Consider the following 14,902-nt stretch of genomic DNA (forward strand, 5'->3'; position numbering starts at 1 on the left):
CTCAGGCCGTCGCCGAGCGTCGGCGCAGTCTTCCCGCCGGGCGCAGCAGCAGGGAGAGCGAGGCGACGGAGACGATCGCGGCACCGAGAAGCACCAGCAGGACACCGCCGGTCTCCAGCGCGCTGTGCGTGAGGAAGGCGCCGAAGAGGGCCCCGGCCACCCCGGTCGACAGGACCAGGTGACGGGCCGGGAGGCGGTGCGGCAGGCGAGCGGCGCAGGCCCATGACAGAGCCAGGCCGAGGATCGCGGAGCTGAGTGCTTCAAGGAGCATGTCAGGGTCCTCCCACATGGCCGGCCTGCCCGAAACGGTCGTAGCCCGTCTTACCCCTGACCTGCGGAATGCAATCCTCCCCTGTGGGGGAGGTGTGATCCGTTCGTGAATCCGTGCGCGACGCGTCGCAATCGGTCGAAAGCGCGCCTCGTCAGCGGTCGAAAGGCAACCGCGAACCGAAACGGGAGGGCTCGGTGGCTTGTCCAAGCCACCGAGCCCTCCCGTCTGCTGCTGTCCGCGGCGTTCGCCTACAGCGCGCCGAAGCCCACCTTGCGCGGCGCCGGCTCACCGAGCTCGACGTACGCGAGACGGTCGGCCGGGATCAGGACCTTGCGGCCGTGCTCGTCCACGAGGCTGAGCAGCTGCGACTTGCCGGCCAGCGCCTCGGCCACCACGCGCTCCACCTCCTCGGCACTCTGACCGCTCTCCAGCACGATCTCGCGCGGCGCGTGCTGAACGCCGATCTTGACCTCCACGGCTATGTCCCTCCGAACGGTCAGTGAAGTGCGCGGGCGTCCGCGCCGTACCCAGCACACATTAGCCCGGTGAGGGGACGCGCACGCTCCACGCGAGAACGCCAGGAGCGAACACCCCACGGGAACAAACGCGCGGGCCTCAGTGGTGCTGCTGCTCGTTGCCGTGCAGCGGGAAGCCCGCGATGCCCCGCCAGGCCAGCGAGGCCAGCAGCTGCACCGCCTGGTCGCGCGGGACGCTGCGGTCGCTGTGCAGCCAGGAGCGGGCCACCACCTGCGCCAGGCCGCCGAGCCCGGAGGCCAGGAGCATCGACTCCGCGCGCGAGAGGCCGGTGTCCTCGGCGATCACGTCGCAGATCGCCTCGGCGCAGTCGTTCGTGACCTTGTCGACGCGCTCGCGGACCGCGGGCTCGTTCGTCAGGTCCGACTCGAAGACCAGCCGGAAGGCGCCGCCGTCGTCCTCGACGTACGCGAAGTACGCGTCCATCGTGGCCCGTACGCGCTGTTTGTTGTCGGTGGTCGACGCGAGCGCGTGGCGCACCGACTGGATCAGGGCCTCGCAGTGCTGGTCGAGCAGCGCCAGGTAGAGGTCGAGCTTGCCCGGGAAGTGCTGGTAGAGCACCGGCTTGCTGACGCCGGCGCGCTCGGCGATGTCGTCCATGGCGGCCGAGTGGTAGCCCTGCGCCACGAAGACCTCCTGGGCCGCGCCCAGGAGCTGGTTCCGACGGGCACGGCGCGGCAGGCGCGTACCCCGCGGGCGCGCCGCCTCAGTTTGCTCGATGGCTGTCACGCCGCCTCCCAATGTCGTCCACATGCGGTGTGCGCCGCGCGGCCATCGTACTTTTCGGTAACCGTGCTGTGCGCGCTGCGAGCGCAGAATTTCACGGACCGGACGGCCACGAAAGTCGCACAGACCGTTTTGAACGCGTCCGGAGCGGGCAAAAAAGGGCCTCTTTCCCTTGCCACGGTGCCGGTGTCGTCATCCGTCACCGCGACCATCACCGTCACCGATAGTCGTCCTCGTCCAGAGTCACGACGCGGGCCTGCTCGGCGAGGTCGCCCTCGCTGGCCCGGTCCGGCTCGACGCCGGTCAGCGGGTCGTCGCGGTCCGGTGCGAGGTCCGCGTGCTGTTCGGCGGCGTCGGCCACGGGGGCCTCGACATCGAACTCCTGCTCTTGCTCGGTCTCCTCGTCCTCGAAGGTCTCGGGATCGGTGGGATCGACGGCCATGGCGGGCTCCCTTCCTACGAACGTCCCTGAGAGATGCAGGGGCCACACGCGGGTGCCCTCATTACGAGCGTAGGAGACACCCGATCCGGACGCTATGCGATCCGCGTCGGGATCGTCACGCGCTGCGCACCCCGTGACGGAGCGGCAGCGGGGGCTCGCCCATCTGTGGAACCTCCGTCTGTGAATCCTCCGTCTGTGAATCCTCCGTCTGTGGATCTTCCGTGTGCGGGAGGGGTGTGTCCCATGGCTGTGACGGTGATCTCCCGTGTCCTTGACGGCGAACACATGAACCATCGCGTGATCACCTCGTAACATTGCCGCATGTCTTCGACCGAGCTGCCGTTCGTGCCGACCAGCAACGTGCTCCCGAAGGTGGCTCCCGTCCGGGTCGCGGAAGGCGAGCGGCTCAAGTCGGTCCGGTTGCCCGGCATCACGCTCACGGTGCGTTCGCGGCCGCCCGCGCGCGAGGGACTGCCCGCCGCGCTGTTCGTCCACGGTCTCGGAGGCTCCTCGCAGAACTGGTCGGCGCTGATGGAGCTGCTCGACGCGGACGCCGACTGCGAGGCCGTCGACCTGCCGGGCTTCGGCGACTCGCCGCCGCCGGACGACGGCGACTACTCGGTCACCGGGCACGCGCGCGCGGTCATCCGCTATCTGGACTCCTCAGGACGCGGCCCCGTGCACCTGTTCGGCAACTCCCTGGGCGGCGCGGTCACCACCCGCGTCGCCGCCGTCCGTCCCGACCTGGTCCGTACGCTGACGCTGGTGTCGCCCGCGCTCCCGGAGCTGCGCATCCAGCGCAGTGCCGTGCCCACGGCCCTGCTGGCGCTGCCCGGAATGGTCCGGCTCTTCACCCGGTTCACCACCGGCTGGACGCCCGAGCAGCGGGTCAAGGGCGTCCTGACGCTCTGCTACGGCGAACCCGACCGGGTCTCGCCCGAGGGTTTCCGCAACGCCGTCGAGGAGATGGACAGGCGATTGCAACTGCCGTACTTCTGGGACGCGATGGCGCGTTCCGCGCGCGGGATCGTCAACGCGTACACACTGGGCGGCCAGCACGGACTGTGGCGGCAGGCCGAGCGGGTTCTCGCCCCCACGCTGCTCGTCTACGGTGGACGCGACCAACTCGTAGGCTTCCGCATGGCGCAGCGAGCCGCCCGTGCGTTCCGTGACGCGCGTCTCCTCACGCTCCCGAACGCCGGACATGTGGCCATGATGGAGTACCCGGAGACCGTGGCGACGGCGTTTTGTGAACTGATGGCAGAGGCGGAGGCGGAGACCAAGGTGAGAGCGAGTGAGTATCTTGCCTCCGGTGGGACTGCCTCCGGCGGTGCCGCTTCGGCCGGGCGTGGACCCGGCGACAGGGCCTCCGAGGGTGGGGCCGATTCCGCGAGCGCGGGGAGCTGAGGGGCGAGGTGGGACGCCACAGTCGCCGTGGTCCGGCACCCAAGGGTGAGGCCACGGACAAGGTGCCACGCCGGCGTGCACCCGGGCCTTCCGGGGGGCGGCGGGGCGCGGGGTCGCAGGGGGTCGCCGAGGAGACGCCTCCGCGGGGGGTGCCTCGTTTCACCGACGGCACTCCCGCTCGCGGCGTGCCGAGGCTGCCGGACGGCACCCCCACGCAGGGGGTGCCTCGCTTTGCCGACGGCACTCCGGCACACGGCATGCCGCGTCCGACGGACGGCACTCCTGCTCGTGGCGTGCCTCGCTTTGCCGACGGCACTCCCGCGCAGGGGGTTCCGCGTCTGCCCGACGGCACGCCCGCGCACGGCTTCCCCCGCCTGCCGGACGGCACCCCCGCACACGGCATCCCGCGGCTCGCGGACGGCACCTCCCAGGTGCGGGGCGGCCATCCCGATCAGCGTGAGGACGGGGGCGGCTGGGGTGAGTTGAGGGGGCGCACGGTTGCGGGCACAGGGGCTCCGGCGTTTCCCCGCCAGCGGCAGGCGCCCCCCGGCCCGCGCCAGGACTACGTCGACGCCTTCGAGGAACGGGACGACGTCTTCGTACGCCGTCGCCCGGCGCCGACGACCACCACCACCGGGCACCTGTCGGATCCGTACGGCTCCGTCACCAGCTGGGACGCGGAACCCGATGTCGCCGACGACGACGCGCCGCCGAGCGGCGAACCCGCGCCCAGGGGCGGCAAGGGCCGCGCCTTCGCGGGCATCGCGGCCGCCGCCGTGACCACCGTGCTCGCCGTGGTCGTCGCCGGGCAGGTCACCGGCCAGGACGACGACGGTGCCGTGGAGTCCCGGTCCGCCGCGGAACGTGCCAGGGACGTCCCGGGTCCGGCGTCGCGGGGGGACGGGCGGCCGACGCCGTCCGGTTCGCCGAGCGCGCCGTTGCTGACGTACGCGCAGAAGATGGGCCGTGTCTACCCGCTGAGCGCGAAGCTCGACGGGTCCGGGAAGTTCGACGCGATCCAGGGCATCGACAAGGCGCCCGGCGCGGGACAGAAGTACACCTACCGCGTCGACGTGGAGCAGGGACTCGGCCTCGACGGCGAACTCTTCGCGCAGGCCGTGCAGAAGACGCTCAACGACGACCGCAGCTGGGCGCACAACGGCGGCCGCACCTTCGAACGCATCCACTCCGGGAAGCCCGACTTCGTGATCACGCTCGCCAGCCCCGGCACCACCGCGGAATGGTGCGACAAATCGGGCCTGGACACGACCGTCGACAATGTGTCCTGCGACTCCGCCGCCACCGAGCGCGTGATGATCAACGCCTACCGCTGGGCCCAGGGTTCGGAGACCTACGGCGACAAGATCTATGCCTACCGGCAGATGCTGATCAATCACGAGATCGGCCACCGCCTCGGCTACGACCACGTCACCTGCGACAAGTCCGGCGAGCTGGCGCCCGTCATGCAGCAGCAGACGAAGTTCCTGGATCACGACGGGATCCGGTGCAAGGCCAACCCCTGGCCGTTCCCGGAGAGTTGATCCCACTTTCGCCGTGATGACGATCCGTGCGCACATGATCTCCTAGCGCGACGGAACGCGATCCGCACGAGAAAGTTACGACCGTTCACCCCTTTTGGTGGCGCGACGGACAACCGTCCGTCGCGCCACCGGCTTGTCCGCATACGTTCTTTCCCGCTGCGAGCCGTCGGTCCAACGACGGCTTCCCTTAGGGAAGATCGGGGGTGCACTCGTGCGCATAGGACTCCTCACCGAGGGTGGCTATCCGTACGTGAGCGGTGACGCCGGCCACTGGTGCGACCGGCTCGTGCGCGGGCTCGCGCAGCACGAGATCGACGTCTACGCGCTCAGCCGCAGCGAGGGCCAGGAGAGCGAGGGCCTGCTCGCGCTGCCGCCCCAGGTCCGCCGCGTCCGTACGGCACCGCTGTGGACGGCGGACGAGGACGGCGTCGTCCACGGTCGCCGCGCCCGCCGGCGCTTCGCCGAGTGCTACGGGGAACTGGCCGCCGTGCTGTGCTCCGGGGTCGCCGCGGACGGGGGCGAGGGAGCCTCCGACGGACCGGACGACTCCACGGCCACGGTGGCGGACCGTTTCGCCAGTGCGCTGTACGGCCTCGCCGAACTCGCCCGCGACGAGGGCGGACTGGTGGGCGCGCTGCGCTCCGAGACCGCCGTACGCGCCCTGGAGCGCGCCTGTCGTGCGCCGGGCGCCCTGCGCACCGCGTACGAGGTGCGCGTGACGGATCTGCTCACCGTCGCCGCCCGTCTGGAACACGCCCTGCGCCCCCTCTCGCTCGACTGGTACGAGGACGACGGGCTCGGCTCGGCCGACCTGTGCCACGCGGCCTCGGGCGGCGTGGCGGCCCTGCCCGGCCTGCTGGCCCGGCACTTCACCGGCGTACCCCTGCTGGTCACCGAGTACGGGGTGCGCCTGCGCACGCACTACCTCGCCCCCCAGGACTCCTCGCCCGCCGTACGGTCCCTGCTCGCCGCCTTCCACGGCCGGCTGGCCGCGGAGATCTACCGGCAGGCCGCCTGCCTCACGCCCGGCAACGCGCACGCCCGACGCTGGCAGGAGCGCTGCGGTGCCGACCGCGCGAAGCTCCGCACCGTCTACCCCGGCATGGACGCGGCCCCCTTCGCCGAGGTGGGGGAGTCCCCGGAGCGCGCGGCACCCGACACGCTGGTCTGGGTCGGCCGGGTCGAACCGGCCAAGGACCTCGTCTCCCTCCTGCACGCCTTCGCGGAGATCCGCAAGGAGGAACCGGGCACCCGCCTGCGGGTCCTCGGCGCCCCCACGGGCCCCGAGGGAGCCGCCTACCTCGCGCACTGCCAGGCGCTGGCCGCGCAGCTCTTCCCCGACGAGGCCGTCGGGCCGCACGCGGTCGGCGACAACCCGGTCTCCTTCGAAGAACTCGGCGGCCCGGAGACCCCGACCCTCGCCGACGCCTACGCGAGCGGGGCCGTGAGCGTGCTGTCCAGCGTCGTCGAGGGCTTCCCGATCGGCCTGGTCGAGGCCATGTTCTGCGGCCGGGCGACGGTGTCGACGGACGTCGGCGCGGTGGTCGAGGTCATCGGCGGCACGGGGCTCGTGGTGCCGCCCCGCAACCCCCGGGCGCTCGCCGAGGCGTGCGTGGCGCTGCTGCGCGACCCCGAGCGCAGGGAGCGCCTGGGCGCCGCCGCGCGCGCCCGCGCACTCGAACTGTTCACCGTCGAGCAGAACGTCGCGGCATTTCACGGCATTTACCTGGAGATCGTCTCGCGCAGTCCGGCCCGCCACGCGCCGCTCGACGACACCGGTGACCCGCTCCCCTTCGCCGTGCCCGCCGAGGCCCACCTCCCCGGCCGCTGGACCGCCCCCGCGAGCCGCATGGTGGCCCGTGGCGGCCCCGGCTGGGCGGCGGGCCCACCCGTGCGCGCCACCACGCGCGTCCCGGCGGCGGAGGCGGTCCGATGACCGACGTGCACGAACGCGACCTCACGACGGAGCAACCGACCGAGCCACCGACGGAGCCCACGGCAGGGCTCGCGTCCCCGTCCGCCGCGCGGTCCGCTCCGCGCCGGGGTGCCGCGGATCCGGTGAAGAGTCTGATGCACCGTCACCGTGAGCTGTGCGCCCGCGCGGTGGACCCGCTGGAGATTGCCGCGGGACTGGAGGCCCATGGCATCACCGACCGCACCGCCGCCCGTTTCCGGCACAGGGACGTCTTCTCGCTGGCGGAGGAGATGTACGCCCGCTTCCCGCGCGACAACGACACGCCCCACGCCGCCTCGGCCACGCCGCACGCCGTGACGCCCTCGTCCGCGCCCCAGTCAGGCACGCCGTCGTCCACGCCCCGCCCGCGCACCTTCTGGATCCTGCGCACGCTCCTCCCGGGCATCACCTGCACCGCGACGCTGGCCGCCCTGCACCTCACCCACGGCCAGTCACGCCTGCTCGCGGCCGCGGCGGGAACCCTGGCCGTCGTCCTCTCCTTCCGGGTGGCCCTGCACCGGGGCCCCCTGAGCGCGGGCAGACCGCAGCCCGCCGGCACCCACCTCTGGACCTGCGCGCTGCTCGTCCACGCCACCCTGGGCGACGGCCTCCTGGCGGCGGCCGCAGCCGGAGGCCCCGAAGCCCTCCCCGCCGACGCGCCCGACGCGCCCTGGCCTCTCACCCTGGTCCCCGTTCTCGCCCTCACCCTGGCCTGCGCGCCCGCCGCCTGGCTCGCCCACCACTTCGCGGCGCGGGCCCGCCACAAGCTGGGGGCCAGCAGGGGCCTCGAGGACTTCGCCGCTTCGGTACGACCGCTGCTGCTGGGCACGTTCGGCCTGTTCCTCGGGGTCATGGCGGCACTGCTCACCCTCACCGCCACGGCCCTCCAAGGACCCGTGCCCTACCCCCAGGCCCTCACCCTGGCCGCCCTGCTCTTCCTGGCCCGCCTCCTGGCCGTCCACGGTTTCACCTATGCCCCCAGCGTGATCCTCACGGCCACGGCCACGGCCCAGACGGCCGCCCTGGCGAGCCTGTTCACGGCCCGCCTCCCGCACTGCGCCTTCCTCGCCACCCCCGTCGAGACCCTGATCGGCGCCTGGGGCCCCGGTGCCATCCCCACGCTGATCAGCGGAACGGCGGCTCTCGCGCTGCTGGTGCACGCCACCCGCAAGCTCACCCGCGCCTCGGCGCACGCCGAAACGGCGACGCGATGGTGAGACCCACGTCCGCGCACGCGCCGTCCACCGCCCGCAGGCGCGCGGCGCACCCCCACGACCCGCACGGGCCGCCGCCGGCGTAGGGCGGACATCCGATGGCGCGCGCGGGCCACGACGTACCGGCCGCCGCCCCGGCCGCCGCAGCCAACGCGAAGGCCCCGTCGCCGGGTTCCGGTCGCCGGGTGCCGCGGGAACACGGGACCGGTTCCGGACCTGGCCACCCGCCGGGCGTCGCATGGCACCGCGTACGTGGCTGCAACCGCCGGGCGTCGCGGGTCACGGCTCACCCCCTGGCCCCGCCCGCCCCCGCGGCCGCAGCAACAACCTCACCCTCACCCCACCGACCTGGCCCCACGCGCCCCGGCGCCGCAGGCCGCTGCACCCCTCCCCAAGGAGACCCCGATGACAACCTCCCGATCCGCCGCCCCGGCCCCGGGAGCCGTCCGATGAGAGTCCTGCTGATCGGAGCCAACGGCTACCTCGGCCGCTTCGTCGCCGACCGCCTCCTCGCCGACCCGGCCGTCCAGCTCACCGCCCTCGGCCGCGGCGACGACGCCGACGTCCGCTTCGACCTCGCCTCGGGCAGCCCCGGTGCCCTCACCCGCTTCCTCGACGCGGTCCACCCCGGCGTGGTCATCAACTGCGCGGGCACCACCCGGGGCGGCGCGCGCGAACTCACCCGCCACAACACCGTCGCCGTGGCCACCGTCTGCGAGGCCCTGCGCCGCAGCGGCTGCGGCGCCCGCCTGGTCCAGATCGGCTGCGCGGCCGAGTACGGCCCGAGCCAGCCCGGCTCCTCCACCGCCGAGGACGCCGTGCCCCGCCCCGGCGGCCCCTACGGCGTCAGCAAACTCGCCGCCACCGAACTCGTCCTCGGCTCCGGCCTGGACGCGGTTGTCCTGCGGGTCTTCTCCCCGGCCGGTCCCGGCACCCCCGCCGGTTCCCCCCTCGGCCGCCTCGCCGAGGCCATGCGCCGCGCCATGCAGACCGGCGACGGCGAACTCAAACTCGGCGGCCTCGGCGCCCAGCGCGACTTCATCGACGTCCGCGACGTGGCCCGCGCGGTGCACGCCGCCTCGCTCTCCGCCGCGCAGGGCGTCATCAACATCGGGTCCGGCCGTGCCGTCCGGCTCCGCGACGCCGCCGCGGTCCTCGCCCGCGTCGCCGGCTACGGCGGCGCCCTGCACGAACTCGACGGCCCGCCCGGCGCCCTGCGCCCCTCGATCGGCCACCCCCGCTCGGAAACCCTGGCGCACCCCCGGACCGCCGACGCCCTGGTCCACCGCACCGACTCCGACCACGCGCTCCACGCCGTCCCCGGGGCCCACCAGTCGCACAGCGCCCACCCGCTCCAGGCCTCCCACGCCTCGGCGCACTCCGGCCCCGCCGCGTACCCCTACCCGGACGGCTGCGGCAGCTGGCAGCAGGCCGACGTGCGCACGGCCCGCGACCGCCTCGGCTGGCGGCCCCGCATCAATCTCGAGGAGTCCCTCGCCGACATCTGGATGGAGGCGGCATGCCGTATCTGACCTGGAAGAAGGCGAGAACCGCCGACACCGGCCTGCACACCGGCTTAGGTGTCCCCGGCCCCGCCCACCCTCTGCTCGCCGTCACCGAATGGGCCGAACTCACCCGCCACGGCGCCGCCCTGCACTGGGTCGTCCTGAACGTCGCGGACGGCCCCGGAGCGCTCCCCGACCCGCACTGCCTGGAGGCGGCCGGCCGGTTGCGCAACGCGGGCGTGCGTGTCCTCGGCCGTCTCGACGCCCGGTACGGCGCCCGCCCCTTCGGCGAGACGATCGCGGACGCCCGTCGCTATGTCGACTGGTACCAGGTCGACGGCTTCCTGCTGGACCGCTGCCCGGCCGACCGCGAGTCCCTCCCCGGGGTCGCGCGCATCACGGCCACCCTGCGTGCCCTGCGTGACCAGGCCCACATCGTCCTCGGCCACGGCACACACCCGTGTCCCGGGTACGCCGAGTGCGCCGAACAACTGATCACCTTCCGCGGCTCCTGGAGCGACTACCGCTGGTCGCAGGCGGCGGAATGGACGGCCGAGCACGGGCCCGAGCGCTTCTGCCACCTCGTGCACGGGGTGCCCCGCGGCCATCTCGACGAGGCGATGCGCATCGCACGCTGGCAGGGCGCCGGAACCATCTACCTCACCGACCGCACCGATCGCGGCGGGCGCATGGATCCCTGGGAGACGATGCCCGGCTACTGGGACGAAATCGTCTCGCGTGTCGGAACAGGTGTCTCGGAATGAAAAAGGCCGTGGCAGTGTTACGCGAAGAACATCCGTAGTGATAGACCGACCAACGGAGTCCCCGTGTCGCTGCCACCCCTGGTCGAGCCGGCCCCCGAGCTCACCGTAGACGAGGTCCGCAGGTACTCCCGCCACCTGATCATCCCCGACGTCGGGATGGACGGGCAGAAGCGGCTGAAGAACGCCAAGGTGCTGTGTGTCGGCGCCGGCGGCCTGGGCTCGCCGGCCCTGATGTACCTGGCCGCGGCGGGCGTCGGCACCCTTGGCATCGTGGAGTTCGACGAGGTCGACGAGTCCAACCTGCAGCGTCAGATCATCCACAGCCAGGCGGACATCGGCCGCTCCAAGGCCGAGTCGGCCCGCGACAGCGTGCTCGGCATCAACCCGTACGTGAACGTCGTCCTGCACGAAGAGCGGCTCGAGGCCGACAACGTGATGGACATCTTCAGCCAGTACGACCTGATCGTCGACGGCACGGACAACTTCGCGACCCGCTACCTGGTCAACGACGCCTGCGTGCTGCTGAACAAGCCGTACGTCTGGGGCTCGATCTACCGCTTCGACGGTCAGGCCTCCGTGTTCTGGTCCGAGCACGGTCCCTGCTACCGCTGCCTCTACCCGGAGCCCCCGCCGCCGGGCATGGTCCCCTCCTGCGCCGAGGGCGGTGTGCTGGGCGTGCTGTGCGCGTCCATCGGCTCCATCCAGGTCACCGAGGCCATCAAGGTCCTCACGGGCACGGGCGAGCCGCTGGTCGGCCGCCTGATGATCTACGACGCCCTGGAGATGCAGTACCGCCAGGTCAAGGTCCGCAAGGACCCCGACTGCGCGGTCTGCGGCGAGAACCCCACCGTCACCGAGCTCATCGACTACGAGGCCTTCTGTGGCGTCGTCTCCGAGGAGGCCCAGGCGGCGGCCGCCGACTCGACGATCACTCCCAAGCAGCTCAAGGAGTGGATCGACGACGGCGAGAACATCGAGATCATCGACGTCCGCGAGATCAACGAGTACGAGATCGTCTCGATCCCGGGCGCCAAGCTGATCCCGAAGAACGAGTTCCTCATGGGCACCGCCCTGGAGACCCTCCCGCAGGACAAGAAGATCGTCCTGCACTGCAAGACGGGTGTCCGCAGTGCGGAAGTCCTCGCGGTCCTGAAGTCCGCGGGCTTCTCCGACGCCGTCCACGTCGGCGGCGGCGTCATCGGCTGGGTCAACCAAATCGAACCGGACAAGCCGGTCTACTGATCCGGCCCAGCATTTCCGTCCCGCGGGGGCTTCGTGTACACCGGTACGCGAAGCCCCCGTCGGCGTCATGAGCAGACCTTGCCGTCCTTCGGCAGCGTGCCGGTCAGGGCGTATGCGTTGATCGTGGAGTCGACGCAGTCGCTTCCGCTGCCGTAGGCGCCGTGACCCTCGCCCTTCCAGGTGAGCATCACGCCGACGCCCTCGCCCAGTTCGTCCGCCATCCTGCGGGCGCCCTCGTACGGTGTCGCCGGGTCACCCGTGTTGCCGACGACGAGGATCGGCGCGGCGCCCGGGGCGCTCACCTCCGGGGTGTCGAACTGCCCGGCCACCGGCCACTCGTGGCACCAGCCCGCCGTGTCCCAGCCGAGGAACGGACCGAACACCGGCGAGATCTTCTCGAACTCCGGCAGCAGCTTCCTCGCCTCCGCGGGCGTGGGCCGCTGCTTGTCGTCGAGGCACGATATGACCCGCTGCGAATGGGTCGTCGTGGTGTAACGGCCCGCCTCGTCACGCTCGTTGTAGCTGTCGGCCAGTGCCAGCAGCGCGGATCCGTCGCCCCCCTCGGCGGACTCCAGGGCCATGGTGAGCGTGGGCCAGCTCGACTTGCTGTACAGCGGCAGGACGATGCCGGTGAACGCGAGCGACTGCGTCAGCTTCCGGTCGCTCGACGTCGCCAGCGGCTCCGCGTCGATCCGCTTCAGCAGGTCCGCGATCTTCCGCGAGCCCTGCTTCGGGTCCTGGCCGGTCGACTTGAGGTAGTCGTCCAGTGCGCGCTGGAAGCCCAGCGTCTGGTTCTTGGCGTGACCGACCGCGTCGGCGCTCGGGTCCACGACCGCGTCCAGGACCAGCCGTCCCACGTTCTTCGGGAAGAGATGGGCGTAGACACCGCCGAGTTCGGTGCCGTACGAGATGCCGAAGTAGTGCGTCTTCGCATCGCCGAGGACATGCCTCATCAGGTCCAAGTCGCGTGCGGTGTCCGCGGTCGAGACATGTGCCAGCAGCTCTCCCGTGGACGCCTCGCAGCCCTTCCCGAAGTCGGCGGCGTCCTCGAAGTACGCCGTCTCCTCGGCCGGGGTGTCGGGGCTGACGTCCACCGCCTCGGCGGCCTGTATCTCCTTGTCGCTGCGGCAGCGGATGCCCTCGCTGGCCCCCACTCCGCGCGGATCCCAGCTCACGAGGTCGTACCGCTCGTGCAGCTTCGACACGGTGGACGCGTACGCCGGGAGGGTCGCGACGCCCGAGCTGCCGGGGCCGCCGAAGTTGAAGAGCAGTGAGCCGATGCGGTCGTCGCCGCGAGCCTCCGAGCGGACCAGGGCCAGGTCGATCGTCCCGCCGTCCGGCTTCGCCCAGTCCAGCGGGACCTTCAACGTCGCGCACCGCCACTCGTCTCCGGGTGCGGGGGCGGCGTCGGTGGACTCGCAGTCGCCCCAGTCCGGCTTCTGGTTCGCGAGCGAGGAGGGCAGTTTCGCGGCGGATCCGCCGGAGGGGTCGGCCGGCGGTGGGGCGGACGTCCCCTTGCCGTTGTCGGACGAGTCGTCCGACGAGCCCCCGCAACCCGCCGCCAACAGCCCGGCGGCGACGGCCAGCGCCGTCCACCGTACGAAGCGTGCCATGACCACGATCCCCCCTGTCACGCCGCCCGCGCTCCGTCGCGAACGGCTGTCCCGCCATGGTAGGCGGAGCAGGCCGCACCCGTAGGCGCCTGTGGATAACCTTGTGACCTGGGGATTCGCTGGTCAGGAGCAGACGGTCCCGCTGTCGGGCACCTTCCCGTTGAGGAGGTAGCCGTCCACCTCCCGCTTCACGCACTTGCTCTCGCTGTCGTACGCGCCGTGCCCCTGCCCCTTGTAGGTCAGCTCCACGCCGACCCCCTTGCCCAGCGCCTGCACCATTCTGCGCGCACCCTCGTACGGCGTGGCCGGGTCGCCGGTGTTGCCGATCACGAGGATCTTCGCCGAGCCCGGCGCGCTCACGTCCGGATGGTCGGCGGCGCCGGCCACCGCCCAGTCGGTGCAGCTCATCATCGACCAGGCGAGGAAGTCGCCGAACACCGGTGAGGCGGCCCGGAACTCGCCCAGCTTCCCCTGCACGTACTCGGTGGTGTAGCGGGGTTTGTCGTCGGCGCAGTTGATGGAGACGTTGGCCGCGGTGAGATTGCTGTACTCGCCGTTCTGGTTACGGCCGTTCAAGGAGTCCGACAGCATCATCAGGATCTGCCCCTCCCCGTCGTAGGCCTGCTCCAGGCCCTCGGTGAGGTAATCCCAGAAGTCCTGCGAGTACAGGGCCTGCGCGATGCCGCTGGTGGCGGCCGTCTCGGTCAGCTCACGCGGGAAGATGCCGGGGATCGGCTTGCTGTCCAGGTCCTTGAGCAGCTTGGCGATGCGGTCCTTGACGTCCTGCGCGCTGTCCCCGACCGGGCAGTCCTCCTCCTGGGACACGCAGTTCTGCGCGTAGTTGTCGAGGGCCAGCTGGAAGCCCTTGGCCTGTCCGAGCGAGCCCTGTTCGGAGTTCTGCGTGGGGTCGACCACGGCGTCGAACACCGCCCGGCCGACGTGCTGGGGGAACAGGTGCGCGTAGACGCCGCCCAGTTCGGTGCCGTAGGAGATGCCGAAGTAGTGGAGCTTGTCGTCGCCGAGCACCTGGCGCATCAGGTCCATGTCCCGGGCCGCGTCGGTGGTCCGCACCTGCGGCAGCATCTTCCGGGAGTTCTTCTCGCAGGCGGCGTTGAACTGCCGGACGTTGTCGACGTACTCGGTGCGCTCGGCGGCGTCGTCCGGGGTGGCGTCCTGCTGGAAGTAGACGTCGAGCTGCTGGTCGTTCTCGCACCAGACCCCTGCGCTGCGGCCGACCCCGCGGGGGTCGAAGCTCACCAGGTCGTAGCGGGTACGCAGCGTCGTGTAGTCCTCGGCGAAGGCGGGCAGCGTCGTGACGCCCGAACCGCCCGGCCCGCCGAAGTTGAAGATCAGCGAGCCGATGCGCTTGTCCGCAGGGCCGCTCGTCCTGGCCCGGATCAGCTCGATGCCGATGGTGTCGCCCTGGGGTTCGTTCCAGTCGAGGGGTGCCTGCATGGTCGCGCACTGCCACTCGCCGCCGTTCGGCAGCGGAGACGGGGCGTCACCGCCGCCCTGAGCCTGGTCGGGTGCCGGACAGTCCTTCCAGCTCAGCTTCTGGGCCGTCAGATCCTGGTCCTGGGAGTCGTTGCCGCACCCCGCCAGCGCGGTGGACAGCAGCACGGCGGAGGCGGTCAGGGCAGCGGCGCGCAGCCGGGAAGGTTTCGGCATGCATCCATCCTGCGCCCGCGA

General features: G+C 71.8%; 13 protein-coding genes. 7 read left to right on the forward strand and 6 right to left on the reverse strand.

The window, feature by feature from the left end:
- Position 1: 1 nt before the first annotated feature.
- The 4 genes from ACIP2X_RS16255 to ACIP2X_RS16270 form a co-directional block, all read right to left on the reverse strand.
- Positions 2-271, reverse strand: coding sequence for a hypothetical protein (locus ACIP2X_RS16255; protein ID WP_401672973.1), 270 nt, complete (start codon positions 269-271; stop codon positions 2-4).
- 248 nt (positions 272-519) lie between these two features.
- Positions 520-747 (reverse strand): DUF3107 domain-containing protein, encoded by a 228-nt coding sequence (locus tag ACIP2X_RS16260; protein WP_043503917.1) that lies wholly within the window; start codon positions 745-747, stop codon positions 520-522.
- 139 nt (positions 748-886) lie between these two features.
- Positions 887-1,534 (reverse strand): TetR/AcrR family transcriptional regulator, encoded by a 648-nt coding sequence (locus ACIP2X_RS16265; RefSeq protein ID WP_401672975.1) that lies wholly within the window; start codon positions 1,532-1,534, stop codon positions 887-889.
- Between the two features lie 214 nt (positions 1,535-1,748).
- Positions 1,749-1,973, reverse strand: coding sequence for a hypothetical protein (locus ACIP2X_RS16270; protein WP_401672978.1), 225 nt, complete (start codon positions 1,971-1,973; stop codon positions 1,749-1,751).
- Between the two features lie 321 nt (positions 1,974-2,294).
- Here ACIP2X_RS16270 and ACIP2X_RS16275 point away from each other — a divergent pair, with 321 nt between their 5' ends.
- The 7 genes from ACIP2X_RS16275 (at position 2,295) to moeZ (ending at position 11,600) form a co-directional block, all read left to right on the forward strand.
- Positions 2,295-3,380, forward strand: a complete 1,086-nt coding sequence (locus ACIP2X_RS16275) for an alpha/beta fold hydrolase (RefSeq protein WP_401672980.1) — start codon at positions 2,295-2,297, stop codon at positions 3,378-3,380.
- Between the two features lie 8 nt (positions 3,381-3,388).
- Complete coding sequence (locus ACIP2X_RS16280) at positions 3,389-4,921, forward strand: DUF3152 domain-containing protein (RefSeq protein WP_401672983.1); 1,533 nt, start codon at positions 3,389-3,391, stop codon at positions 4,919-4,921.
- A gap of 211 nt (positions 4,922-5,132) precedes the next feature.
- On the forward strand, positions 5,133-6,857 hold the full coding sequence (locus tag ACIP2X_RS16285; RefSeq protein ID WP_401672986.1) for a DUF3492 domain-containing protein: 1,725 nt from the start codon (positions 5,133-5,135) through the stop codon (positions 6,855-6,857).
- Positions 6,854-8,092 (forward strand): hypothetical protein, encoded by a 1,239-nt coding sequence (locus ACIP2X_RS16290; RefSeq protein ID WP_401672989.1) that lies wholly within the window; start codon positions 6,854-6,856, stop codon positions 8,090-8,092. The genes ACIP2X_RS16285 and ACIP2X_RS16290 overlap by 4 nt, the downstream gene beginning before the upstream one ends.
- Positions 8,093-8,538: 446 nt before the next feature.
- On the forward strand, positions 8,539-9,621 hold the full coding sequence (locus ACIP2X_RS16295; RefSeq protein ID WP_401672991.1) for an NAD-dependent epimerase/dehydratase family protein: 1,083 nt from the start codon (positions 8,539-8,541) through the stop codon (positions 9,619-9,621).
- Positions 9,609-10,358 (forward strand): spherulation-specific family 4 protein, encoded by a 750-nt coding sequence (locus tag ACIP2X_RS16300; protein ID WP_401672994.1) that lies wholly within the window; start codon positions 9,609-9,611, stop codon positions 10,356-10,358. The genes ACIP2X_RS16295 and ACIP2X_RS16300 overlap by 13 nt, the downstream gene beginning before the upstream one ends.
- Before the next feature lie 63 nt (positions 10,359-10,421).
- A complete protein-coding gene (gene moeZ / locus ACIP2X_RS16305) occupies positions 10,422-11,600 on the forward strand; it encodes an adenylyltransferase/sulfurtransferase MoeZ (RefSeq protein WP_385376712.1) in 1,179 nt (392 codons plus the stop codon).
- Between the two features lie 65 nt (positions 11,601-11,665).
- Here the strand turns inward: moeZ and ACIP2X_RS16310 are convergent, their stop codons facing one another.
- The gene (locus tag ACIP2X_RS16310; protein ID WP_401672998.1) at positions 11,666-13,213 is read right to left on the reverse strand and encodes an alpha/beta hydrolase; all 1,548 of its coding nucleotides are present in this window, start codon (positions 13,211-13,213) and stop codon (positions 11,666-11,668) included.
- Between the two features lie 123 nt (positions 13,214-13,336).
- Positions 13,337-14,881, reverse strand: a complete 1,545-nt coding sequence (locus tag ACIP2X_RS16315) for an alpha/beta hydrolase (protein WP_401673001.1) — start codon at positions 14,879-14,881, stop codon at positions 13,337-13,339.
- Positions 14,882-14,902 lie beyond the last annotated feature (21 nt).

This window comes from Streptomyces sp. NPDC089424 (genome assembly GCF_044749345.1).
GTDB lineage: Bacteria > Actinomycetota > Actinomycetes > Streptomycetales > Streptomycetaceae > Streptomyces.